This window comes from Pseudomonas sp. PDM14 (genome assembly GCF_014851905.1).
GTDB lineage: Bacteria > Pseudomonadota > Gammaproteobacteria > Pseudomonadales > Pseudomonadaceae > Aquipseudomonas.
Window position 1 is genome coordinate 181819 of sequence record NZ_JACVAQ010000002.1, and the last position, 24294, is coordinate 206112.

General features: G+C 62.2%; 22 protein-coding genes and 1 pseudogene. 10 read left to right on the top strand and 13 right to left on the bottom strand.

The features are described 5' to 3' along the window. Positions 1 to 93 precede the first annotated feature (93 nt). Positions 94 to 777 carry an acireductone synthase gene (gene mtnC, locus IB229_RS13540; protein ID WP_192329777.1) on the top strand — a complete coding sequence of 228 codons (684 nt, stop codon included), beginning with the start codon at positions 94 to 96 and terminating at the stop codon, positions 775 to 777. Positions 778 to 858: 81 nt separating this feature from the next. Here mtnC and IB229_RS13545 read toward each other — a convergent pair whose 3' ends face one another. The 3 genes from IB229_RS13545 to IB229_RS13555 form a co-directional block, all read right to left on the bottom strand. After that, the gene (locus tag IB229_RS13545) at positions 859 to 3330 is read right to left on the bottom strand and encodes a TonB-dependent siderophore receptor (RefSeq protein ID WP_192329779.1); all 2472 of its coding nucleotides are present in this window, start codon (positions 3328 to 3330) and stop codon (positions 859 to 861) included. Positions 3331 to 3607: 277 nt separating this feature from the next. Next, positions 3608 to 4567, bottom strand: a complete 960-nt coding sequence (locus IB229_RS13550; protein WP_192329781.1) for a FecR family protein — start codon at positions 4565 to 4567, stop codon at positions 3608 to 3610. 1 nt (position 4568) lies between these two features. Beyond that, positions 4569 to 5093, bottom strand: a complete 525-nt coding sequence (locus IB229_RS13555; protein WP_192329783.1) for a sigma-70 family RNA polymerase sigma factor — start codon at positions 5091 to 5093, stop codon at positions 4569 to 4571. 146 nt (positions 5094 to 5239) lie between these two features. On the opposite strand from IB229_RS13555, the gene IB229_RS13560 reads away from it, so the two are divergent. After that, on the top strand, positions 5240 to 5464 hold the full coding sequence (locus tag IB229_RS13560) for a PLDc N-terminal domain-containing protein (RefSeq protein WP_225579149.1): 225 nt from the start codon (positions 5240 to 5242) through the stop codon (positions 5462 to 5464). Positions 5465 to 5469: 5 nt separating this feature from the next. Here the strand turns inward: IB229_RS13560 and IB229_RS13565 are convergent, their stop codons facing one another. Together IB229_RS13565 and IB229_RS13570 are read right to left on the bottom strand one after the other, a co-directional pair. Next, complete coding sequence (locus tag IB229_RS13565; protein WP_192329785.1) at positions 5470 to 6618, bottom strand: catalase family protein; 1149 nt, start codon at positions 6616 to 6618, stop codon at positions 5470 to 5472. A gap of 32 nt (positions 6619 to 6650) precedes the next feature. Further along, the gene (locus IB229_RS13570) at positions 6651 to 8525 is read right to left on the bottom strand and encodes a di-heme-cytochrome C peroxidase (protein WP_192329787.1); all 1875 of its coding nucleotides are present in this window, start codon (positions 8523 to 8525) and stop codon (positions 6651 to 6653) included. A 255-nt stretch (positions 8526 to 8780) separates the two neighbouring features. Between IB229_RS13570 and IB229_RS21920 the strand changes: the two genes are divergently transcribed. Then, positions 8781 to 9950 carry a helix-turn-helix domain-containing protein gene (locus IB229_RS21920; RefSeq protein WP_225579150.1) on the top strand — a complete coding sequence of 390 codons (1170 nt, stop codon included), beginning with the start codon at positions 8781 to 8783 and terminating at the stop codon, positions 9948 to 9950. A 3-nt stretch (positions 9951 to 9953) separates the two neighbouring features. Here IB229_RS21920 and IB229_RS13580 read toward each other — a convergent pair whose 3' ends face one another. Next, on the bottom strand, positions 9954 to 10568 hold the full coding sequence (locus IB229_RS13580) for a hypothetical protein (protein WP_192329789.1): 615 nt from the start codon (positions 10566 to 10568) through the stop codon (positions 9954 to 9956). A 7-nt stretch (positions 10569 to 10575) separates the two neighbouring features. Further along, positions 10576 to 12210, bottom strand: coding sequence for a methyl-accepting chemotaxis protein (locus IB229_RS13585; protein WP_192329791.1), 1635 nt, complete (start codon positions 12208 to 12210; stop codon positions 10576 to 10578). 161 nt (positions 12211 to 12371) lie between these two features. Between IB229_RS13585 and IB229_RS13590 the strand changes: the two genes are divergently transcribed. Together IB229_RS13590 and IB229_RS13595 are read left to right on the top strand one after the other, a co-directional pair. Then, the gene (locus tag IB229_RS13590) at positions 12372 to 13202 is read left to right on the top strand and encodes an undecaprenyl-diphosphate phosphatase (RefSeq protein WP_192329793.1); all 831 of its coding nucleotides are present in this window, start codon (positions 12372 to 12374) and stop codon (positions 13200 to 13202) included. Positions 13203 to 13221: 19 nt separating this feature from the next. Continuing rightward, positions 13222 to 13932, top strand: a complete 711-nt coding sequence (locus IB229_RS13595) for a DUF1294 domain-containing protein (protein ID WP_192329795.1) — start codon at positions 13222 to 13224, stop codon at positions 13930 to 13932. Here the strand turns inward: IB229_RS13595 and IB229_RS13600 are convergent. Continuing rightward, positions 13926 to 14276: an MmcQ/YjbR family DNA-binding protein gene (locus tag IB229_RS13600; protein WP_192329797.1), complete on the bottom strand. Its 351-nt coding sequence runs from the start codon at positions 14274 to 14276 to the stop codon at positions 13926 to 13928. The two genes, IB229_RS13595 and IB229_RS13600, sit on opposite strands and share 7 nt — an antisense overlap. 77 nt (positions 14277 to 14353) lie before the next feature. Between IB229_RS13600 and IB229_RS13605 the strand changes: the two genes are divergently transcribed. Next, on the top strand, positions 14354 to 14860 hold the full coding sequence (locus IB229_RS13605; protein ID WP_192329799.1) for a DUF1993 family protein: 507 nt from the start codon (positions 14354 to 14356) through the stop codon (positions 14858 to 14860). A gap of 59 nt (positions 14861 to 14919) precedes the next feature. Here the strand turns inward: IB229_RS13605 and IB229_RS13610 are convergent, their stop codons facing one another. After that, a complete protein-coding gene (locus tag IB229_RS13610) occupies positions 14920 to 16506 on the bottom strand; it encodes an ABC-F family ATPase (RefSeq protein WP_192329801.1) in 1587 nt (528 codons plus the stop codon). 20 nt (positions 16507 to 16526) lie between these two features. Continuing rightward, positions 16527 to 16784: pseudogene (locus IB229_RS21925) on the bottom strand (site-specific integrase); the annotation flags it as partial. A gap of 221 nt (positions 16785 to 17005) precedes the next feature. Between IB229_RS21925 and IB229_RS13615 the strand changes: the two are divergent. The 3 genes from IB229_RS13615 to IB229_RS13625 all read left to right on the top strand — a co-directional run bounded on the left by IB229_RS13615 (position 17006) and on the right by IB229_RS13625 (position 19397). Next, a complete protein-coding gene (locus IB229_RS13615) occupies positions 17006 to 17398 on the top strand; it encodes a hypothetical protein (RefSeq protein WP_192329803.1) in 393 nt (130 codons plus the stop codon). Between the two features lie 162 nt (positions 17399 to 17560). Continuing rightward, a complete protein-coding gene (locus IB229_RS13620; RefSeq protein ID WP_192329805.1) occupies positions 17561 to 18838 on the top strand; it encodes a DUF2254 domain-containing protein in 1278 nt (425 codons plus the stop codon). A gap of 286 nt (positions 18839 to 19124) precedes the next feature. After that, positions 19125 to 19397: a DUF1652 domain-containing protein gene (locus IB229_RS13625; RefSeq protein ID WP_192329807.1), complete on the top strand. Its 273-nt coding sequence runs from the start codon at positions 19125 to 19127 to the stop codon at positions 19395 to 19397. 119 nt (positions 19398 to 19516) lie between these two features. Here IB229_RS13625 and IB229_RS13630 read toward each other — a convergent pair whose 3' ends face one another. From IB229_RS13630 to IB229_RS13640, 3 genes are all read right to left on the bottom strand, one after another. Continuing rightward, complete coding sequence (locus tag IB229_RS13630) at positions 19517 to 22039, bottom strand: PAS domain-containing protein (RefSeq protein WP_192331576.1); 2523 nt, start codon at positions 22037 to 22039, stop codon at positions 19517 to 19519. Between the two features lie 102 nt (positions 22040 to 22141). Beyond that, positions 22142 to 22582 (bottom strand): DNA methylase, encoded by a 441-nt coding sequence (locus IB229_RS13635; RefSeq protein WP_192329809.1) that lies wholly within the window; start codon positions 22580 to 22582, stop codon positions 22142 to 22144. Between the two features lie 23 nt (positions 22583 to 22605). Next, positions 22606 to 22911 carry a hypothetical protein gene (locus IB229_RS13640; RefSeq protein ID WP_192329811.1) on the bottom strand — a complete coding sequence of 102 codons (306 nt, stop codon included), beginning with the start codon at positions 22909 to 22911 and terminating at the stop codon, positions 22606 to 22608. A 180-nt stretch (positions 22912 to 23091) separates the two neighbouring features. Here IB229_RS13640 and IB229_RS13645 point away from each other — a divergent pair, with 180 nt between their 5' ends. Further along, positions 23092 to 24258 carry a zinc-dependent alcohol dehydrogenase gene (locus IB229_RS13645; RefSeq protein ID WP_192329813.1) on the top strand — a complete coding sequence of 389 codons (1167 nt, stop codon included), beginning with the start codon at positions 23092 to 23094 and terminating at the stop codon, positions 24256 to 24258. Positions 24259 to 24294: the final 36 nt, after the last annotated feature.

Below are 24294 nucleotides of genomic sequence, written 5' to 3' on the forward strand. Positions count from 1 at the left end.
ATAGGGGCGGATGAGGGCTGTCTCCCTCACCGGTACGCCGGTCGCCTCAGCCCTCTCCCGAAGAAAGAGGGGATGTGAATACCTGGAGTCTCTATGCCGATCAACGCCATCCTCACCGATATCGAAGGCACCACCAGCGCGGTGAGCTTCGTCTTCGACGTGCTGTTTCCCTATGCCGCCGAGCACCTGCCGCAGTTCGTCCGTGACCACGCCGAGCAGCCCGAGGTCGCGCAACAGCTGGCGGCGGTACGCGCGCAGAGTAGCGAGGCCGACGCCGACGTGGAGCGGGTGATCGAAATCCTGCTGGGCTGGATCGCCGAGGACCGCAAGGCCACGCCGCTGAAGGCGCTGCAGGGCATGGTCTGGGCGCAGGGCTACCGGGCTGGCCAGCTCAAGGGGCATGTCTACCCGGATGCCGTGGAGGCCTTGAAGCGCTGGAAGGACGAGGGCTACGCGCTGTACGTCTATTCATCCGGTTCGATCCAGGCGCAGCAGCTGATCTTCGGTTGTTCGCAGGCGGGCGACCTGTCAGCGCTGTTCTCCGGCTACTTCGATACCACCAGTGGCCCCAAGCGCGAGGTGCAGTCCTACCGCACCATCACCGAGGCCATCGGTGTGCCGGCGCAGGACATCCTGTTTCTGTCGGACATCGTCGAAGAGCTGGACGCCGCGCAGCAGGCTGGCCTGCAGACCGTGGGCCTGGCTCGCGAGGGCGGTGTGCTGGCCGGGCATGACACCGTGGCCAGCTTCGCGGTGATCGACCTGACGCGTTTCTGATTCGAGCCGTTCGCCACAGTGCGTGGCGCTGGCAGATAACTCCGCAGGGTGGATCGCTGAGAGGCCATCCACCCTGCGCCCTCAGTACTCCCAGCGCAGGGTCGCACTCAGGCTGCGCGGTTCGCCATACAGGTCGCTGTAGACGCTGGTACTGGCGTAGTACGCCTTGTCGAACAGGTTGTTGACGTTGACCGTGCCGGTGAAGTGCTCGTCGAAGCGGTAGCGCGCCAGCAGGTCGACGAGGGCGTAGCTGCCTTGCGTCGCTTCCAGCGTGGTGCCGGGGATGACCTCGCTGTTGCCGTAGCTGGTTGCGCTTTCCCAGCGCACACCACCGCCCAGGGTCAGGCGGTTCAGCTCGCCCTGCAGGTTGTAGGTGCTGAACAGCTTCACGCTGTTGCGCGGGAAACCGACGTTGACGTCCACACCCTGCGGGTAATAGGTGTTCACGTGGCTGTAACCGGCCTGCACCTGCCAGCCCGGCAGCAGTTCGCCGGCCACTTCCAGCTCGACGCCGCGCACCTTGAGGTCGGCGGCCTGTACCGCTTCCTCGCCATTGTCGAAGTAGAAACCGGTGCCGACCGGGTAGTTGCTGACCTTGGACTCGAACAGTGCGCCGGTGATGTTGAGGCGGCCGTCGTAGTACTCGCCCTTGGCGCCGACTTCATAGCTGTCGCCTTCGGTCGGGTCGAGGAAGGCACCCTCCGGGGTCTTGCTCGACTGCGGTTTGAAGATGCTGGTGTAGCTGGCGTAGACCGAGTGGTGCTGGTCGAGGTCGTAGACCAGACCGGCGTATGGCGTGAATTCGCCATTCTCCTGCTTCTTGCCGTCACCCGGCGCATAGTCAGTCGGGTCGCCGTAGTAGAGCTGCGACTGCTCGACCTTGTAGTAGCTGGCGCGCGCGCCGAGGATCAGCGACAGGTCGTCGGTCGGCTTGAAGCGGGCAGAGGTGTAGCCGGCGTACTGGCGCTGGGCGTATTCGATATCGCCCAAACGGTCCAGCGGCGGCTTCTCGATGTCGCCATGCCAGTCGTGAACGTTGGGAATCGCCGGGTCCCAGCTGCTGCCGCTGTAGTCGTACCACAGCGGGTAGGCGCCGGTGTTGCTGCGGTATTTGCTGGCGCTGACGCCGACCACCAGTTCGTGCTCGCGACCGAACAGGCTGAACGGGCCGGTGGCGTAGGCATCGATTGAATTCTGCTCGGGCTTGCTCGGCCACTTGGCCATGAACAGGTTGGTGCCTGCGCCGGTCTGCTGGTCGGGGTAGCCGTAGCTGCTGAACCAGCCGTATTCGACATCGTTGTCGTCGCGCATGTTGGTGTAGGCCACCTTGGCCAGCCAGTCGTTGTCGAAGCGGTGTTCGTAGGTGGCGAAGATCGAGGTGCGTTGACGGTCGGCATAGCTCCAGTCCGCCGCCGAGTTGAAGGAGCGCTTGAAGTCGGTGCGCTCACCGTTGCTATAGAAGGCCGGGAAGCCGAAGTAGGCGCAGGCATCGCAGTTGCGCACTTGGTAGTCGATGCCGAGGCTGACGGTGTCGCGCTCGGTCAGGTCGGCCTCGATCACCCCGTAGGCGACCTGGCGCTCGGTGCTGAGACGATCGATGAACGAGTTGGCGGTCTGGTATGCGCCGACCAGGCGGCCGCGCACATTGCCGGTTTCGGTCAGCGGGCCGGACACGTCGAACTCGGTGCGGTAGTTGTCCCACGAGCCCGCGGTGCCCTGGATCGAGGCCTGGAATTCGCGGGTCGGGCGCTTGCGCACCATGTTGATGGTGGCCGACGGGTTGCCTGTACCGCTGAGCAGGCCGGTGGAGCCGCGCACGATCTCGACCCGGTCGTAGACCGCCATGTCGTTGGACTGGTTGCTCATCGACGGCTCGAAGATGGTCGGGATGCCATCGACCTGGAACGTCTCGATCTTCATGCCGCGGGAGAAGATGCCGACTTCCTCGTCGGAGGAGGTGCTCTTTTTCTTGTAGAGGACGCCCGGCGCCTGGGCCAGTACGTCTTCGAGGCTGTTCATGTGCTGGTCGCGAATGCGCTGGCTGGTGATCACGCTGACCGACTGCGGGGTTTCGCGAATCGACAGCGGCAGCTTGGTAGCGGTCGCGGTCGCCGCCGTGGTGTAGGAGCCGGTACCTTCGGTGGTGCTGCCCAGGCCGCTACCAGTGACGGCGGTGGGGCCGAGTTCCACTGCGCTGGCATCCTTGGCCACCGGCAGCAGGACATAGCCATTACCGCTCTGCTGGGCGGTAAAGCCGCTGCCACGCAGCAGCACGGCGAAACCCTCTGCCACCGTGTAGCTGCCGTTCAGTCCGGTGCTGCTTTTACCGGCGAGACCCTGGGCTTCGAAGATGATCGCCACGCCCGACTGCTGGGCGAAACGGTTCAGGCTCGCGCCCAGCGGGCCGGCAGCGATGCTGTAGTGCTGGCTGCTGGCGGCGTTGTTCTCGGCCAGGGCCAGGCCGGGTACGGCAACCCCGAGCGCGGCGGTGCAGGCCAGGTGAACGGCGAGGGCGATGGGCGCCAGGGCAGGGCGCGGAGACTTCATGTGCATGGCGGGGACAGTTCCTGTTGTCGTATTGGCTTCTTCCTTGACGGGCAGCGTTGCCAAAGCGGAACCACAGATTCGAAATTAGTTGCTGGCGCCCATGCTCCAGCGTGGGAGCAGATCCGGGGACGCTCTGCGTCCCGCAGACGCAGAGCGTCTGTAAGCGCATTCCCACGCGGAGCGTGGGAACGATCAATATTTGACGCCTCGACGTGGGAACGATCAACGCGGACGGTTCGACACCTCGACGTGGGAGCGATCAACAATCATTTTGTGCGGTGCCTCAGCGCCGGCTGACTCGCACCAGCCAGGGGGTGATGCGCTGCACATCGACCGGCAGCGCATCGGCGATCAGCTGCAACGCACGGTCGCTGTCATCCAGCGGCAACACAGCCGACACGCGCAGTTCGGCAAGGGCCGCGCGGTCGAAGTGCACGTAGCCAGCGCGTTGCTGCGCCAGTTCATCGAGCACGGCGGTCAGCGGCTGGTCCTGCACCACCAACTGGCGCTGCTGCCAGGCATCGGCAACGCTGGCGGTGTCCACCGTACCAAGCGTCTGCACCTGGTCCGGCGAAATGCGGGCCTGCTCGCCTGCCGCCACTTCGGTCGTCGCGCTGGAGCGCACGCCATGTGCCGCGACTCGTGACTCGAGCATGGTCAGCAGGGTGCTGCCATCCTCGCGCTTGACCAGGAAGCGCGTGCCCAGCGCACGGATCTCACCCTGTTCGGTGGCGACGATGAACGGGCGCTGAGCGTCGTGGGCGACGTCGACGAGGATCTCGCCGCGCAGCAGTTCGACGCGCCGCTGCTGGTCGTCGAAGTGCAGGTCCACCGCGCTGTTGCCGGCAAGGCTGATCTGCGATTGATCGGCCAGCGTGCGGGTTTGCCACTGCGCCGGGGCGGTGCGCAGGTCCGCCAGCCAATAGACCGCAGCCTGGCTGCGTACCAGCAACCCGAGAGGCAGGGCCAGGGCAATTACCAGCAAAAGGGCGCTGATGCTGCGTTTGCCACGTGGCGTGCGTCGGCGCCCGACGCTCAATGCAGCGCGAACCGGGGCTTTCTGCAGGCGCAGTGCCTGCATCTGCGCGACGAAGTTCTGCATGCGCTCGAGGGCGGCAGTGTGTTGGCTATCGGCGTGCTTCCAGGCGTCGAAGCGCGCCAGTTCATCTGCCTCGAGGCTGCCTTCATGCAGGCGCAGCAGCCAGTCGGCCGCCTGTTCGTTGATGTCTGCGCTGCTGCTCATCTCAGATATCCAGCGCGTGGTTGCAGTGCAGCAGGGACTGGGTCAGATATTTGCGCACCATGCGCTCGGAAATGCCCTGCTGCTGAGCAATTTCGGCCTGGCTGCAGCCATCGAGGAAGTAGGCGAGGAAGACCTGATGGGCCTTCTCGCTCAGGCCGTCGAGGACGAAAGCGATCTGCTCCAGCGCTTCGAGCGTGGTGAGGATCTGCTCCGGCGACTGGAAACCGGCGGCGGACAGCGCATCGGCGGTCAGCGCCAGTTCACGCAGGTAGGCATCCTCGATCTGCTGACGGCGCCCGCGGTCGATGAGCAGGCGGCGGGCGGTGGTGGTCAGGTAGGCGCGTGGCTCACGCATGCCGGCCAGCGCATCACGCGAGGCGAGGATGCGCATGAAGGTGTCCTGCGCCAGATCCGCGGCGTTGTGCGAGCAGCCGAGTTTTTTTCGCAGCCAGCCGAACAGCCAGCCGTGGTGGTCGCTGTACAGGTCATGGATGGCTTGCTGGAACGGCGGCGCGTCTGCGGACATGGCGACTGCATCGGTCAGCAAGGGGGTGCTGACTGTAGATAAGAATTATTCGCAGATTAACCAAAGTGCCGCGGCAGACGCAAGCGGGCGGGTTGAACCTTGGCTGGCGGCCAGGCCCTAACAGGAAATACCTGCGGAGGTCCGTCATGCCTGCATCCAGCGTAATGAGCCTGCCCGACTGGCTGTTCTACGGCGTGCCGGCGGCGATCTACCTGCTGCTCACGCTGTGGGCGCTGTTCAACGTATTCGGCAGCGCCAGCCGGCCAGGGCAGAAGGTGCTGTGGACGGCACTGCTGGTGTTGTTTCCGCTGCTCGGCCTGTTCAACTGGCTGTGGATCGGCCCGCGCCGCGTCATCGCCAGTTCTCACTGAACCCGCTAGTTGCTGCCCTGGGGCACGCCGTTGCGCTGGTGCCGGTAGACGCTGACCGCCTCGTACACCGCCTTGCGCAGGCGGTTTATACCGCCGATGGGGCGGTGCGCGGGCAGGGCATGCCAGGGGTTGAAGGACAGGTTGTCGCAGAACAGGTTCTGCTCACGGCTATCGAAATCCTGTGCCGGCACCTTGATGCTGGCGACCGTCTCGAATGGCGCGATCTCCTCGTTCCACTCCACGCTGGTGTCCTCGATGGGCATGTAGTAGTCCGGGTTCTGCCGCTGCACCTGCAGGGCGAAGCAGGCCGGCGTGCGATCCAGCGACAGCTGCTGGTACAACGCACTGCGCAGGAAGTTCGGCAACGCCTGGTTCTGCTGCGGCAGCTCGTAGGGCGGGCAGCTCTGCGGGTCGGGGATCACCCGGTACTTGATGTTGTGCCGGCCGAACTTGAACGGCGCCACCGAGCTGTAGGTGGTGGCCACCGGGCTTTCCGGCGCCGGAGCGAGGGTCCTCAGCGCCGTCACCAGATGGCGGATTTCCCAGCGCCGCGGGTCCCAGCTGGGGAAGAAGGCCAGGACCTTCTGCCCGCTGGCCTGGGCGGCGAAGTTCTGCTTGTACTCGGCGACATCACGAACGAAGAACACCGGGTGGTTGAACATGACGAAGTCCTGGTCACCCGCGCCGGTCGGTGTGCTGAGCAGTTTGTCGCCGGGCACGTCGAGCAGCTTGATCGCCATGCCACGGGCATCTCGAGCGCGGTCGAACTGCGGGTAGGCGTTGCCGTTGGACAGGCGCATCCAGGCCTGCCAGGTCTTGCCCGGTTCGCTGAACACGCCCTGGCGCAGATCCGCGTCGAGATCGCCCAGCACGCTGACTTCGGCCTTCACGCAGCCGTGCGCCTTGGCGTGGGCATCGCGCATCACTCGGGTGTTATCGCGGTGTTGTTCGACAATACGAATGGCGTCTTCGATGATGCCCTGGGTCAGCGCGGCCTCATCGGCGGGGATGCTTTCCTCGGCGGCAACCGGGCCGGAGAACTTCCAGGCGTAGTACGCCTCGCCAATGCCCCAGCCAAGCAGACCGACGACCAGAAGAAACCCCAGCACCTTGCCGAGAAGACGGCCAAGCCACAGCCAGAAACGTTTGAGCATGGGACGAATCCTTGTTCGAGTTGTTGTAGGAGTCAGCCCTGGCAGTTCGGGCCAGGCGCCCAGGCCTTGGCCTCGACCGCTTGCAGCTGTTTTTCCAGGGCGGGATTGCCCATCACCTTGAGGTATTCGATCAGCGCCCAGCGCTCTTCCGGCGCCAGGGCGCGGCCGATCACGCCGTCCTGGCGGCAGCCCTCGCGAAACTCATGGCCACGGTTGCTGTTGCCGGTCACCGAGGTATTGAACAGGAAGCCGCCGTCGAACTTGTCGCTGACGAAGCCGGCGTGCTTCGGGTCGTACTCGAAGTTGCCGACCCAGAACTGCGTATCGCGCTCGGAAACCGGTGAGAGCAACTGGAACAGGTTGGGGATTGAGCCGTTGTGCAGGAATGGCGGCGTGGCCCAGATGCCGTTGAGCGGGCGCGCCTTGTAGCCGCGTTTTTCCTGCACGCCGATGGCCAGGCCGTAGCCGTCCATGCGTGCGCGTTCATCCGGCTGGATGCCGGCATCGCGGTAGGCCCGGTCTTCGACGAAGGCGGTGACGTAGGCCAGGCCCTTGGCGCTGGAGATACTGGCGAAGTCCACCTCGTCCAGGTCGCTGCCGAACAGGGTGACATCGAGCTTGGCCAGCTCGGCCTTGCTCCAGCCCAGCTTGCGGATATCGAAGCGGTGGTCGGCGATGTTGTTGGCAGTGGTCGGGTCGGTGCCGACGAGGCGGGTCGGCACGATGCGCATGCGCCACTCGGGATCGCGCGTCGGAGCCAGGCGTTCGTCACGCGGTTTCGGATCCGGTGCGTGGCAGTAGGCGCAGTTTTCGCTGAACAGTGCGCGGCCCTGGCTGGCCAGGGCGATGTCGACCTTGCCGAAGACGTCTTCGGGCCAGGTGGGTGGCTGCAGCTTTTTCAGGGTTTCTTCCAGCACGTACAGGTCGTGCAGGCGCACGCTGGACGGGTAACGCTCGGCGGCCGGCAGGGTCGCGCCGTGTTCGTCGAACAGCTGCAACGTGGCGCCGACGCCAAGGGCCTCGCCGATGTTGCGCGCCATCGGCTGCATGGCCGAGCCATTCCACTGTACCCAGTCGAATTTCCAGATATCCCACAATTGCGGATAACTCACCGGCGCATTGGCCACACGGTAGTTGCTGGCGTCGATGGCATCGCCGAACACGCTGTTGGCGATGCGGCCGAAGGCGTCGGTGCGGCCGAAACCTTCCTCGGTGGGGTAGAGGCCGCGGTGCCAGTCGTTGAAGGCGGTGCCGAGCAGGCGGTCGAGCACCGTTTTGAAGTCGTCGCGCAGCTGCGCGCGGTCACGCTCGTAGTTGTCGTCCAGTACCGCCTTGGCGAAACGCGTGAACTTGATCGGGTTGTAGTAGGTGAGGGCCATGCTCATGCCGAGCGCCTGGCCGAAGCTGCCGCCCTTGAGCGTCGGTACCGTGGACGCCAGCGAATGCAGGGCCGCGCCACCGTCGATGCGCACGGCCTGGCCCTGGTAACGCAGCTCGCCGGTGTGGCAGGCGGCGCAGCTGATATCGAGAAATGCTGCGCCGCTCTTGGCGTCCTCATGGCGGGCAAAACCGACCGGGAGGTTGCCGGGGTTCTGCGTGCTGGCGTGTTGTTGAGGATCGGTGAGGAAACCGAAACGCGCCAAGTGATCCGGCGCGGCGAACTTGTCTCGTGAGAACGGCAGCTCCAGGGCGGTGAACCAGTCGTAGCGCAGGCCTTTCACCTGGGTGCCCTGCGGGGTGTAGTAGTAGGTCTGCCGGGACTGCTCGTCCCATTGCTGCAGGTAGTGCAGCTGGGTGGGCCGGGTGAACGTAGGGAGGTTGGGATTGGCGATGTAGTAGAGCACCACGCCGAGCGCGATCAGTGCCAGCAATACGACCAGGAGCAAAGCACGGCGCAGGATCCGCATATGACATTAACATCCGTGTGGTGATTTATAGGTATGCGGTGGTTTATGCCAAGGCGCTGGGGCAATGGCAAGTGGGGCAGCGGATTCTTTACGGGCCGCGAAACGCGCGGGCAAAACCGCTACATATTCCGATTCGCTGGAACGGCTATAGAGAAATGATCCTAGCGGGCGTCAGGTTATTGCTACGGTTACAGCTGTTAGCGCCAACTCGTTGTTTTTATTGATTTTACAAAATATTGGCGCCAAGGATGGAGCATGTTGGAAGCAGTCTCCGCTTCACCCGGTCACCTGTTGTTCATCGCCCCCTGCGCGGAATGCCAGCACCTGATACCGCGTCTGCGCGCGAGCGGCTGGCAGGTCGACAGCTGCGACCTGGCCGATGCCGGCGATTACCGCGTGGACGTTGCCCTGGTCTGTGTCGGCAAGGAGGCCAGCGCCGAGCTGCTGCAGCTGCCACAGCGTATGCGCAGTAGCGCCAACCAGTGGCTGGCACTGGTGCAGGCAGGCGGCGCACCGCCGCTTTTCGAGGCGAGCGGATTTGCCGATGCCTGGTACTTCCAGCGCCTGCTGCAGCCGCTCGACCCGCAGGCGCTGCAACTCAGCCTGACTGCCGCCTGCCAGGCGGCGCGCAGCCAGGTCAGCAGCGCCGGTGCGCAGCTGCTCGGTCACAGCAAGAGCATTCGCGACCTGCGCAAGCGCCTCGATACGCTGTCCGGCAGCCTGCGACCGCTGTTGATCGAAGGGGAAATCGGTGCGGGCAAGGGTTTTCTGGTGAAACTGCTGCATCAGCGCACGCGCGGGACGGCCGCACTGCGTGCACTGACGCCTGAGCACCTGGCGGAAAACCCCTGCGAAGGGCTGCGCGGCGGCAGCCTCTGCCTGCAGCAGGCCGAGCGATTGGCGCCGGCCACCTTCGACCAGGTGCTCAAGGCCGCCGGCAGGGTCAATGTGCGTGTACTGGCGACCACCACCTCGACGGATTCGTTGGCGCACCTGCGAGAGGTGTGCGAGACGGTGCAATTGCTGCCCTTACGGCAGCGCCAGGGCGACATCGTGCTGCTTGCCGAACACTTCGCTCAGCTGTACAGCAGCCCACTGGGCGCCAGCCGTGCGTTCAGCGAATCGGCCCTGAGTGCCATGCTCCAGCACGACTGGCCGGGCAATGTGCGCGAGCTGGCGATGCGTGTGCGGCGGGCGTTGGCAATGGGCAGTGCCGCGCAGGTGGAGGCGAGCGACCTCGGCCTGCACGGCGGCTTCGATGCAGGTCCGGGCGCCACCCTGGAGGACTACAAGCGGCGCGCCGAATACCAGGCGCTCTGCGATGCCCTGGCCCGGCACAGCAGCAATCTGAGTCTGGCGGCGAAGACCCTGGGCATCTCCCGGCCGACCTTCTATCGCCTGCTGCACAAGCACCAGTTGCTGTGAACCTCAGCAGCCGAGGCTGTCGGCCTGGCGGTACAGGGTCATCAGCTTGCGCGTGATGGTCTGCTGGATATCGTCGCGCTCAAAGGTCGATAGACGCTCGAGCTTCTGCACCTGCAAACGGTGCAGGTGCAGGTAGGGCGTCTGCTGGTCGAACTCGCGCAGGTCACCCTTCATCAGGATCGGCAGGAACACGTCGCCGATCTTCTTCTGATTACTGATGATCTGCGCCAGCGCGGCCTTGAACGGCATGGTCTTCGGCGCGGGGCCGCCGTTCTTCATCTGCGTGGTCAGCAGTAGACCGGGCTTGCCCAGGACCACACCCGGCAGCACGCACAGGCCGGTCTGGCGCACAGCGAACACCTCGATGCCGTGCAGGGTGTCGTGGAAGGCGTAGGGGTTGGGCAGCACCACCATCTTGCGCCCCAGGTCGCTGGGGAAGTGCAGGTCATAGTTGGTATAGAGCTGGCGCGTCGACTCGGAGTACACGCACAGACGGTTCTCGAACAACTTGATGAAGCGCTCGGCGAGTTCGCGCCGGGCGATGCTGTCCAGGTCCCAGATCAGGTCCTGGTTCTGCGGGCGACTGAGGTCGACTTCCTGATGTTCCATGCTGCTCATGCGGTTCTCACACCCGGAATTGACCCAGTAGACGATTCAGTTGCCCGGCCAGCTGCCCCAGCTGCTGGCTGGCCTCACTGGATTGATCGGCGGCCAGGGCGTTTTCATGAGCCAGCGAGGCGGCCTGGGTGACGTTCTGGTTGATGTCGTCGACCACGTGCGACTGCTGCAGCGTGGCGCTGGCGATGGAGGCGTTGAGGCCGGTGAGGTTGCGCAGCGAACTGGTGATCTGATTCAGGCTCTCGCCGGCCTGGCGCGCCTGCTCGACGGTCTGCTGCGAGGCCACGCTGCTGGCGTTGATGACCTTGACCGCCGCCTCGGAATTACCCTGCAGGCGTTCGATCATGCCGTGGATTTCTGCGGTGGATTGCTGGGTGCGTTGGGCCAGCAGGCGCACCTCGTCGGCGACCACGGCGAAGCCGCGGCCCTGTTCACCGGCGCGGGCGGCTTCGATGGCGGCGTTGAGGGCGAGCAGGTTGGTCTGCTCGGCGATGGCGCGGATCACCTCCAGCACACTGCCGATCTGCGTGCTCTCCTCGGCCAGGGTGCGAATCACCTCCACGGCCTGGTCGATGGTGCCGGACAGCTGGCCGATCTGGCGCAGGCTGGCGTCGATGTTCTGCTGGCCCTGCAGCGCTTGTTCCTCGGCCTGGCGCACTTCGTTGGAGGCGTGCTCGGCGTTCTTCGCCACGTCCTGCACGGCGTAGGACACTTCGTTGATCGCCGTGGCGACCAGCTCCATCTGCTGCGACTGCTGCTGGCTGTGCTGTTGCCCGGCGCTGGCGATGCGCCCCAGCGAGGCCGAGGACTGGTCCAGCGTGCCGGCGACCTGCAGGGACTGGCCGATGACGCTGCGCAGCTTGTCGGTGAAGCCGTTGAAATGGCGGGCAAGGGCGGTCAGCTCGTCCTGGCCGGCGCTGTCCAGGCTGCGGGTGAGATCCGCTTCACCGCTGGCGATGTTGGCCATGGCGTTGACCGCCTCATCCAGCGGGCGGGAGATGCTGCGGGCGATGAGGATGATCAGCACGGCCAGGGCCAGGGAAATCAGCAGCAGGATGCCGGCGGCGCGCATGGCCTGGGTGCGGAACTCGGCCTGCATGTCTTCGATGTAGATGCCCGAGCCGATGATCCAGCCCCAGGGCTCGAACAGCTCGACATAGGACACCTTCGGCAGCGGCTCGGCAGCGCCCGGCTTCGGCCAGCGGTAGTCGACCAGGCCGGCGCCGTCCTTCTTGGCGATGGTCACCATTTCGTTGAACAGGAACTTGCCGTCCGGATCCTTGATACCCGACAGGTTCTGCCCTTCGAGCTTGGGGTTGGTCGGGTGCATGACCATCACCGGCGTCAGGTCGTTGATCCAGAAGTAGTCGTCGCGGTCGTAGCGCAAGTCGCGGACGATCTGCATGGCCTGTTTCTGCGCGTCTTCGCGGCTCAGGCTGCCGGCGCTTTCCAGGCTGTGGAAATGGCGCAGGATGCTCGCCGCGCTTTCCACCACGTGTTGCGTCTTCAGCGACTTGGCGGCGTACAGGTCGTTATGGATCTGCTTGAGCATGAGCCCGGCGAGGGCCAGCAGCATGAGGATGGAACACAGCAAAATCAGCCAGAGACGACGATTTATCGGCAAGCTGCGCAGACTGTTCATGCTCGGAATCTCCGAATTTTATTGTTGTAATGGCGTTGTGCTTTCACTGCTAGCCAGTCTAGATGCTTTGCGCCCGTCTGTAGCGCGGTCGGCGAGGGCGATGGCTTCTGCTAGCATGCGCTGGTTTTGCGCGTTTTGAACCCTGCTACGAGAGGTTTTTTATGGATATGTGGGCAGCTGTCCAGGCACTGATTCTGGGCATCGTGGAAGGGTTGACCGAGTTCCTGCCGATTTCCAGTACCGGCCACCAGATCATCGTCGCGGACCTAATCGGTTTCGGCGGAGACCGGGCGATGGCATTCAACATCATCATCCAGCTGGGCGCCATTCTCGCGGTGGTCTGGGAATTCCGGCGCAAGATCCTCGAAGTGGTATTCAACGTACCCAAACAGGCTGCCGCACAGCGTTTCACCCTCAACCTGCTGATCGCCTTCATCCCTGCGGTGATTCTCGGCGTCGCTTTCGCCGATCAGATCCATCATTACCTGTTCAACCCGATCACCGTGGCCACGGCGCTGGTGGTTGGCGGGGTGATCATCCTCTGGGCCGAGCAGCGCCCGCATGAGGTGACGGTGGAAGAGGTCGACGACATGACCTGGAAGGAAGCCCTGAAGATCGGTTGTGCGCAGTGCCTGGCGATGATTCCCGGCACCTCGCGCTCGGCCTCGACGATCATCGGCGGCCTGCTGTTCGGCCTGTCGCGCCGCGCGGCCACCGAATTCTCCTTCTACCTGGCGATGCCGACCATGGTCGGTGCGGCGGTGTACTCGGGCTACAAGTACCGTGACCTGTTCCAGCCCGGCGACCTGCCGGTGTTCGCCATCGGTTTTATCGTGTCGTTCATCTTCGCCATGATCGCGGTGCGTGCGCTGCTCAAGTTCATCGCCAACCACAGCTACGCGGTGTTTGCCTGGTATCGCATCGTCTTCGGCCTGCTGATCCTGGCTACCTGGCAGTTCAATCTGATCGACTGGAGCACAGCCCAGGGCTGATCGAGCGGAACCGACCGACATGGAACTACGCGGCACGTTGCGCAGCTGGAACGACGACAAGGGCTTCGGCTTCATCCGCCCGGAGCAGGGCGGTGGCGACGTGTTCGTGCACATCTCGGCGATGCGCGGCGACCAGCGCCCGGAGGTCGGCCAGACCGTGCTCTATCTGGCTGGCAAGGATGGGCAGGGCCGCCTGCGCGCCGAGCACATGCGCAGCGAAGGGCTGAGCCTGGATCGTCCGGCGATTCGCCGCAAGCCGCGGGCTAGCGAACCGCGCAAGGCCGTGCCGAGTGCGGCGCGTTCGGCACCGCACAAGCCTGCGCGGCGCCAGCCCGGCCCGTCGATCCAGTCTTTGCCGCTCAAGCTGGTGATCTTCGTCGGTCTCTGTGCCTTGCCGTTCGCCGGTTCGCTGCATGCTCTGATGGTGTTGCAGATGCCCTGGCTGCTGCTGGCGTATCCGCTGCTCAGCGCGGTCAGCTTCCTGCAGTACTGGGCGGACAAGAACAGCGCCCAGAGCGGTCGCTGGCGCACCCCGGAAAACACCCTGCACATCACCGAACTGCTCGGCGGCTGGCCGGGCGCGCTGCTGGCGCAACAGGTGTTCCGCCACAAGACGCGCAAAGTGTCGTTCCAGGCTGTGTTCTGGCTGATCGTCCTGCTGCACCAGGCGTTCTGGGTCGATCAGTTGCTGCTGGCCGGGCGCTTCCTCGGCCATCTGTTGCCCTATTGATCGAGCAGCAGGCCAACCTGGCGAATCTTCGGCAGGCGCTGTACCACCAGTTGATGAGAGCGCTGCAGGCATTCGCGCATTTCGGTCTCACCGAGCGGGAAGGGCGGCGTCATGCTGATCCAGTGCGCACGGGCCAGATAGGGCGCGGGGTGAATGCCCGGCCGGTCGACATAGCCGAGGAACAGCTCCGGCTCGACCTTGAACGCCAATCGCGCGCCCATGAAGTCGAGGATGGCGAACATTTTGTTGCCGGCTATTGAGAACACCCGGTTGCTGCCCCATTTAAGGTCTTCGCGGGTGCCGGGCAGGCTCAGGCAAAACGCCGCGATCTGTTCGTTGGTCATCAGGCTCCATCTCCCAGGCTGGTCGGCGGCTACCCTAGCAGAGTCGTACCGCCTCTTTCTCAACAGGAATCACGTCGATGTCGCTTTCCCTGTACCAGGCTTCCATCCCGGTTTTCGTGCGCATGTTCGGCAACCTTTCGACCATCCTCGACAAGGCTGCGGCCCACGCCGAGGCGAAGAAGATCGACCCAGCCGTGCTGGTCAACGCGCGCCTGGCGCCGGACATGCACCCGCTGGTGCGACAGATCCAGATCGCCAGCGACGCGGTGAAAGGCTGCGCCGCGCGGCTGGCCGGTGCCGATGTGCCGAGCTTTGCCGACACTGAAACCAGCATCCCTGAACTGCAGGCGCGCATTCGCAAGACGCTGGCGTTCATCCAGGGGTTCTCCGCCGAGCAGATCGAGGCGGGTGCCGAGCGCGAAATCGTCCTGCGCTTTCCGGGCGCCGAGCTGAAGTTCAGCGGTCAGGATTACCTGCTGCACTTCGTGCTGCCCAACTTCTACTTCCACGTCACCACGGCTTACGCGATCCTGCGTCACAACGGCCTGGAGATCGGCAAGATGGATTATCTCGGTCGGCCCTGAGATCCACGCCCATGAAAAAGCCCCGCAATTGCGGGGCTTTTTCATGGCAGGTCAGGCGATCAGACGATCACGCCCTGGCTGCGCAGGTAGTCGTCGTAGGTGCCGCTGAAGTCGGTCACGCCGTTGTCCGACAGCTCGATGATGCGCGTGGCCAGGGAGCCGACAAACTCGCGGTCATGGCTGACGAAGATCAGCGTGCCTGGGTAGTTCTCCAGCGCCAGGTTGAGCGCCTCGATGGATTCCATGTCCAGGTGGTTGGTCGGTTCGTCCATCACCAGCACGTTGGGCTTTTGCAGGATCAGCTTGCCGAACAGCATGCGGCCCTGTTCACCACCGGAGATGACCTTGACCGACTTCTGGATCTCGTCATTGGAGAACAGCATACGGCCGAGGGTGCCGCGAATCGCCTGCTCGCCCTGGGTCCACTGGCCCATCCAGTCGAACAGGGTCACGTCGTCTTCGAAGTCATGGGCGTGGTCCTGGGCGTAGTAACCCAGCTCGGCGCTCTCGGTCCATTTCACCGCACCGGCATCCGGGGCCAGCTCGCCGACCAGGGTACGCAGCAGGGTGGTCTTGCCGATGCCGTTGGGGCCGATGATGGCCACGCGCTCGCCGGCTTCGACAACGAAGCTGAAGTTCTTGAACAGCACCTTGTCGTCGAAGGCCTTGGACACTTTCTCGATGGTCACGGCCTGGCGGTGCAGCTTCTTGGTCTGCTCGAAGCGGATGAACGGGCTGACGCGGCTGGACGGCTTGACCTCGGCCAGCTGGATCTTGTCGATCTGCTTGGCACGGCTGGTGGCCTGCTTGGCTTTCGAGGCGTTGGCCGAGAAGCGGCTGACGAAGCTTTGCAGCTCGGAAATCTGTGCCTTCTTCTTGGCGTTGTCCGAAAGCAGCTGCTCGCGCGACTGGGTCGCGGCGATCATGTACTCGTCGTAGTTGCCCGGGAACAGGCGCAGCTCGCCGTAGTCCAGGTCGGCCATGTGGGTGCAGACCGAGTTGAGGAAGTGACGGTCGTGGGAAATGATGATCATGGTGCTGTTACGCGCCGTGAGGATGTTTTCCAGCCAGCGGATGGTGTTGATATCCAGGTGGTTGGTTGGCTCATCGAGCAGCAGCACTTCCGGATCGGAGAACAGCGCCTGGGCCAGCAGTACGCGCAGCTTCCAGCCCGGGGCGACTTCGCTCATCGGGCCGAAGTGCTGTTCCAGCGGAATGCCCAGACCCAGCAGCAGCTCGCCGGCACGGGACTCGGCGGTGTAGCCATCCATTTCGGCAAACTCGGTTTCCAGCTCGGCCACGGCCATGCCGTCTTCTTCGCTCATTTCCGGCAGCGAATAGATGCGATCACGCTCGGCCTTGACCTTCCACAGCTCCTCGTGGCCCATGATCACGGTGTCGATCACGTTGAATTCTTCGTAGGCGAACTGATCCTGGCGCAGCTTGCCCAGGCGCACGTTCGGCTCAAGCATCACCTGGCCGCCGGAAGGCTCCAGATCGCCGCCGAGGATTTTCATGAACGTCGACTTGCCACAGCCGTTGGCACCGATCAGGCCGTAGCGGTTGCCGTTGCCGAACTTGACGGAAACGTTCTCGAACAGCGGCTTGGCGCCGAACTGCATAGTGATGTTGGCGGTGGAGATCAAAGGGCTTACCTATCAATAACTTAGCTGTGGTCTGGAGAGCCTGATACCAATTCGATACCAATTTTCAGCTTTTCCAGTTTGCTCCAGTCGGAGCTTGAGTTGATCCAGCGGGCATACGTAGGGAGCAGCATCTGCACGCTATGGCCGAGCTGCTGGGATATGAATGCGGGGTTCATGCCAGACATTAAGCATATTGTCGCATAGGTATGACGACAGTTGTACGGCGGCCGATAACGGACGCCTAGCGCCTTTAAAACTGGCCGCCACTGGTGGTGCAACCACGGAATAGGCCGATAATTTCCGATCACGAACGACAGCCAGTGGCGACTCCGCACTTTGTAAACGAGCGCCATCGGTGACGAAGAGCTTTTGCTGTTTCAGCTCCAAAATCGCCGAGACCTCAAATTGGCCGAACTCGGGTTATCCCCTAGGCAAACCTGGGGCAGGATTTCTCCAGGGCAAACAGTCGCTTGCTCTTCGGAGAAGGGAGTCCTACGCAATGAAAGAAAAAACCAGCCCGGTTGGTCGGAAAATGGAAGCAATCGTGCCGTACATCATCGAACTCCTTGAACGGGCGGGGGTTGATACCCGTGAGTTCAGTGTCCAGTACAGCCCGGAGAGTAAGGATAGCCAGGAGGGTATCGAGTGGATGCATCTACGTGATGATGGTGATAGCGACTGCTATGTCAGTTTCACCGAAAACGGTGCTTCAGTAATCGAGCACAAGATCGAGGACCCCAGCAACCTTTGGCCTGATGGCGCGCGAGTTTTTATGAAGCGCGAACCGCAGTTGGCCTTGCTGCTCCAGCTATTGAACACCCAGAATCAGGTGCTGAAGCTGGCGACCCGAGCATTTAACTTGCCCCGTACGCAATGCGGCAGCGCCCCCTAATTGTATGGTCTGTGGCCGGGGGATGCGGCATCGAGAATTCGAAAGAGCCCGAGCAGGGCTTTGGACTGAAACTTTCGTTGTCCCAGCCCAGTCCATGGGTGGCTCTTTACAGTACTTGACTGCTCCTCTTCGTTTTACAGATTGAACCAAGGTATCCAAACGATGATTGCTCGCTGGCGCTGGGCCCTGGCACAACTGACAAAGCGGCTATGGTTCCGGGCGAGCCTTTTTTCTCTATTGGGTATAGCCACTGCTTTAGCTGCGATTTTTTTCAAGGACTTCGTTCCCGAGTCCATAGCAACTAGGATCGGAGCCGACGCCGTCGATAAAATTTTGGGGATCATTGCTTCCAGCATGCTCGCCGTTACAACCTTTTCATTGACTACGATGGTGTCTGCCTACAGTGCCGCTAGCAGTGGCGTGACACCGCGTGCCACAACGCTGGTGATGGAAGACAGTACGACACAAAATGCGCTTGCAACCTTTATAGGCTCGTTTTTATTCAGCTTAGTTGGGATCATTGCGTTGAGCACCGGGGCCTACGGTGCTCAAGGTCGAACTGTTTTATTTACTGTCACGATCGTAGTTGTAATCTTGATCGTTTATACCCTTCTAAGCTGGATTGATCATTTGTCCAAACTTGGCCGTGTCGGCGAGACCATTGACCGAGTTGAGCGGGCCACACTCGAAGCTATGAATAGTCGTGCCAAGTGGCCTTTTCTTGGTGCGTCGCAATACCCTATAGAGCTCGAGCTACTAAATTCGACGCCGGCAGTGAACAGTAACCAAACTGGCTACGTACAGCACATTGACGTTCAAGCGCTTGGAAATGTGGCTCAGCAGTGTGGCGCCCTGATTTATGTAGAGGTACTGCCTGGCGCCTTTGTGCATCAAGGAATGGTTTTAGCCAGGGTTGTTATTTCAAACCGTGAGCGCGGTGGGGATATCAATACCATCGATGATCGGATCCTGGCTGCTATCACGATTGGCGTGCGTCGTACCTTCGAGCATGACCCTCGATTTGGGCTTTCCGTGCTTTCAGAGATCGCTTCTCGGGCATTGTCTCCGGCGGTGAATGACCCAGGTACGGCAATTGATATTGTCGGTCGTGGCGTCCGGTGCTTTACGCAATGGGCCAATCAAGCCCACTTGGCCGAGGAGGTCGGTTCTAACTGTTTGCAGGTGCATCTGCGCGGGCTTGAAGTGGATGACCTTTTCGACGATTTTTTTGCACCGATAGGCCGGGACGGCGCCAGCGTTTTGGAGGTGAATATTCGAATGATGAAGGCACTCGTCAGCCTGTCCGAAATTGATCCTCATCGGTACGAAAGGGTATGCCGCGAGCAAGCACTATGTTTAATAAAGAGAGCTAACATCGCTCTAGTGTTAGATGAAGAGAAGACTAAGCTTGGCGAAGTGGCCTTGAAATTTATGATCTAAGAAACTGTCCGGATAAAATTCGAAAGTGGATGCTCTCTGAACCACGTACTTTCGATAGCTAAAATCGCCAGGGGGGTTAATGGAATAAGCTAAAAGCAGACTTCCGCGGCCAAGATACAACCCGCATGGAATTCGTTCAGAGGGGGCATCGCTTGCGTGGCGTGGCGATATGAAATGCCTAGTTCAAAAATGGTCTAAAGCACGTATTTACCTTGCAAGCCTTGGCGTCTATACCTAGGAATCAGCCTCTTTCGATGACCATCTGACCATTGATTTGGAGAGTGGTATGGCGCTATTCACCAGTCTTTCTTCCCTAGAGCTACGAAGAATTCTTGAGTCCGCATTTCTGCCAGATCGTTGCGTGTGCACGATCCCAGATGGTCGCCATATGACGGTAGTGATTTCTGACCCTGAGACCCGGGCGGTAAAATTGACGGTGTTGGGTATCTCAGCGGATCGGCTGGTGAACAGTCGGAGTATTTCTGAGCTCGTTGCCCAGTTGCGCTACGAACTCAAGGTTGCCAATGAGGCCGCAGGGAAGTCGACAGCCATATCGTGACACCCATGAGGCGATTGCAGCTATCTCTCGGCTGAAGACTGGCGACTTCGCGGGAACTCAACTGGAAAATTGCCTGAAAGAGGTGTCGGCGGACTGGCTGGGTAAGGTCCCCAGCTCACCTATTTGCTGATCAACTCCCGGACACGCGCCGCTAGCGTCTCCATGGCGAAGGGCTTAGTCAGTACTTCCATTCCCGGCTCGAGGCGGCCATGCCAGAAGGCTGCATGCTCTGCGTAGCCGGTAATAAACAGGGTTTTCAGCTCAGGGCGAAGCTCTCGTCCCGTGTCCGCCATCTGTCGGCCGTTCATGCCACCAGGCAGGCCGACATCGGTTATGAGCAGGTCGATGTGTACGTCCGAGCGCAGCACTTTCAGCCCGGCCAGGCTGTCGGCGGCCTCGATCAGGCTGTACCCGCGATCGTGCAGCACTTCGGTGAGGAGCGCGCGAACCGTCGGCTCATCGTCCACGATCAGTATCGTTTCGCCGGCCTCGGTCAGTGTTGTCGGTGAGCTGCTGGCGCTGGTTTCTTCCTGAGGCGTTTCACCCAGGTAGCGCGGCAGGTTGATGCAGATGGAAGCGCCCTGGCCAACTTCCGAGCGGATGCGGACTTGCCCGCCAGACTGTTTGGCAAAGCCGTAAATCATCGAAAGCCCCAGCCCGGTTCCCTGGCCGATAGGCTTGGTGGTGAAGAACGGATCGAATGCCTTGGCGATAATCTCTGGCGACATGCCGATGCCAGTATCCGTGACGGACAGCGAAAGGTATTCGCCCGCGGCTATGTCGAGGGTGACGGCAGACGCCTGATTGATAACCCGGTTCGCCGTCTCGATCTTGATGTGGCCACCGTGGGGCATCGCATCGCGCGCGTTGATGCACAGATTTAGCAACGAATTTTCCAGTTGACTCGCATCCACTAGGGCCGGCCAGAGGTCGCGAATGCCGGCCGTCTCCACCTGGATTGCAGGGCCAACCGTCCGCTGGATCAGATCGGTCATCCCCGCGATCAGCATGTTCACATCGGTCGGTCGTGGGTCGAGTGTCTGGCGCCGGGAGAAGGCGAGTAGCCGATGGGTCAGCGCCGCCGCGCGCTTGGCCGAGGTCTGGGCTGTGCCGATGTATCTTTCAATTTCGTGCCCGCGGCCCTGGGCAATTCGCACGCTCATCAACTCCAGGGCGCCTGATATACCTGCCAGCAGGTTGTTGAAGTCGTGCGCCAAGCCGCCGGTGAGCTGTCCAACGGCTTCCATCTTCTGCGACTGACGCAGTTTTTCTTCCGCTTGCATCAGCTCCGCCGACCGTTCGACGACACGCTGCTCCAAGGTGTCGTTGAGTGCACGCAGTGCGGTGATCGCGCGGTCCCGTTCCGCCTCGACGGTACGGCGTCCTTCGACGTCAATGAGTACGCCGGGGAAACTAAGGGGTGTGCCGTCCTCGGCCAGCTCGACTCGCCCGTTTGCCTCAATCCAGTAGTATTTTCCATCCGTACGGCGGACGCGGTACTGGTAGGCATACGCCCCTCCACGTGCAACGACCTCTTCAATCGCTGCTTTGAGCCCCTCGCAATCTTCCGGGTGAACGGTGGCAATGATTTGCTCAAGGCTGAGGCCTTCGCGTCCCAGTGCAGGGTCAAGGCCAAAGGCATGTGCAAACGCCTGGTCGACCGTGAATCGGTCGGTGGGCAGGTGCCAGTGCCAGGTTCCGATAATCGCCCCGGCGGCCAGTGCCAGCTGCACGCGCTCGCCATTTTTTCGAGCCGCGGCTTCACTGACCCGCAGGCGCTCCTGCGCATCACGCCTTTCGGTGACGTCGCTGAAGATGATCGCTATCTGCCGTTCGTGAGGCTCACCAATGCGCAGGGCTCGCACATCGAACCAGCGCTCGAATCCCTTGGCGTAGTTTTCGAAGTTGGCAGGCTCGCCAGTCTTGGCGACGTGGCCGTATGTCTCGAACCAGAAGCGCTCCAGGTCGGGCACGAACTCGGTGACCCATTTGCCTTTGAGGTCTACCCCAGCCTGGCGCTCGAACGCGGGGTTGGCCTCGACGAAGCGGTAGTCCACCGGCCGGTCGTCGTCATCGAACTTGACCTGGACGATGGCAAACGCATGCTCGGTGGTTTCCAGAATCGTTCTGAAACGCTCCTCGCTCTGGCGCAGGGCGGCCTCCGTGGTGCGCACTTTGGTCAGGTCCAGCATTGCACCGATCATGCGGACAGCACGGCCATCGGCATTACGTATCACGTGCCCCCGGTCGAGCACCTCGGCGTACGAACCGTCCAGGCGCTGAAATCGATACTCGTCGGACCAGGCACTGCTATCGCCATCAATCACCGCATGGATCGAGGTGTCGATGCGGGCACGATCATCAGGATGAATGTGAGCGATCCACCAGTTCCCGGTGGCCTCGATGGTAGCGACCGGGTGGCCATACGCTTGCTCCAGCGCCTCGTTCCACAGCACGTGGTTGGCGTTGAGGTCCCAGTCCCAGATGGCATCGTTGGTCGCTTTGGCTGCCAGTCGATAACGCTCCTGGGCTTCTTCGAGTGCGCGCGCGGTTGGGTGTTGTGACGCGCTCCCGGTATTTTCCAGGGCGGCACGGAGGCGGGTGACCTCTGCCTCAAGCTCGCTGCGGGATAAGTCTTTCAGAGCGGGTTACTCACGTGTCGGAGAGGATCGGTGGTTGCGGCGCACCCAATCAAATCAGAGCCATCGAGTTTTGCCCATAGGGCCGCGAAGGCCGTTGATCAATCAGTACAGTCCAGCCGCTGCTTCACGCATGAATATTTCCACGGTCTTGGGCCCGATGCCTTCGAATGCCAACAGGTGGTGTTCAAAAACGGCTCGATCCGGGCTGCGCTGGCGCATGGTGCTGAGTTTGCCGTCGTATTCATCGATGAGTGTGCGGCACAGTTTCAACAGGCGTTCGGCCGTTGAGTGGTCGTAGCGCACGTAATGCGCCTGGCCCAGCATGCGCACCAGTTGCCCCTTGCTGGAGGTGCCCAGTTTGCGTGGCGTATCTAGCTGCTGTTGCTCGACGATCACCCGGTAGGCCTGCTCGGCGATGCGCTGCTGGATCGGCTTGCCGAACAGGAAACTCGCAATCAGCCATTTGAACAGCGCGTCGTCATCCGCTTCCGCGAGCCCTTTATCCAGCCCCAGTTGCTGGGCGGTGACGTGCCTGACTACCATCGCGAATGCCTCGTGTGGCGCGCTTATTCGAGCATGCCCGGATCGTTGCGGCCATCACCTCCGGCGCCGCCAGGATTTTTCGGATTGTCGGAGTCGCCGTGCTGGCCCTCCGGGGTGTTGTCGCCATCGAGGGTATCCACGGCGGCATCGTCTTTGCCCTTGCTGTCTTCCCTGACCTTGTGGTGCTTATCGGACAGTGGCTCGTTCGCCGAGTGGTCATGGGGCGTATTGGCAGGCGGCTGTGCAGCGTCGTCAGTCGGTGTCTGCGCCTGGATGGCGGCGCTGAGCAGCAGGGCAGCCGCGAGGGTGGCAGCGGGCAAGGTTTTCATGGCGTGTCTCTCTGGGCGGGCGGATACAGGATTCGGCCCGTGGTGCCCCGTTAGGTTCGTGCGCCAAGACCGGCGGTCGCAGTCGGCCAGCGGGCCACTCATCCTCATACCTGAACTTACCGACACAGCACCTCCTCGGACGTTAGGAGCCTTACCGGCCCTCATTCCCTGGAGAACAACATGCGCGCACTGACTTACCATGGCAGCCACGACGTCCGAGTCGACACCGTCCCGGACCCGGTCATCCAGGAACCGGACGACATCATCCTGCGCGTCACCGCCACGGCTATCTGTGGGTCGGACCTGCACCTGTACCGCGGTAAGATTCCCCAAGTGAAACATGGCGACGTGTTCGGCCACGAGTTCATGGGCGTGGTAGAGGAGGTCGGCAGTGCCGTGACCGCCGTCCGCAAGGGCGATCGGGTCATCGTGCCGTTCGTGATTGCCTGTGGCAGTTGTTTCTTTTGCGAGATGAACCTGCAGGCCGCCTGCGAAACCACCAACCCCGGGCGCGGCGCGATTCTCAATAAGAAACAGATCCCCTCAGGGGCCGCGCTGTTCGGCTACAGCCACCTGTATGGCGGCCTGCCGGGCGGCCAGGCGGAATTGGTGCGTGTGCCCAAGGCCAACGTCGGGCCGTTCAAGGTGCCCGATGAACTCAACGATGAGCAGGTACTGTTTCTCACCGATATTCTGCCGACTGGCTACCAGGCGGTGATCAATGCCGGCATCGGGCGCGGCAGCACCGTGGCCATCTACGGCGCCGGTCCGGTCGGACTGATGGCGGCAGCCTGCGCACGGATGCTCGGTGCGGAGCAGATCTTCATGGTCGATCACCATCCCTATCGCCTGGCCTACGCGCAGTCGGCGTATGGCGTGATTCCCATCGACTTCGACAAGGTCGACGACCCGGCCGAAGCGATCATCGAGCAGACTGCGGGGCACCGTGGGGTCGATGCGGCCATTGATGCGGTTGGCTTCGAGGCGAAGGGCAGCACCACGGAGACCGTGCTGACCTCGCTAAAACTCGAAGGCAGTAGTGGCAAGGCGCTGCGCCAGTGCATCGCGGCTGTGCGCCGAGGCGGCACGGTGAGCGTGCCGGGTGTCTATGCCGGCTTCATTCATGGCTTCCTGTTCGGCGACGCCTTTGACAAGGGGCTGACGTTCAAGATGGGCCAGACCCATGTGCATGGTCTATTGCCGGAGCTGCTGGAGCGTATCCAGCAGGGGGCGCTGAACCCGGAGATCATCATCAGTCATCGCATGACTCTGGCGGAGGCCGCCGAGGGTTATCGCATCTTCGACAAGAAGGAAGAGGATTGCCGCAAGGTGATCCTGCGGCCCTGAGGCCTACTCGCTATAACCCTGCTCCAGCGGGCTGGC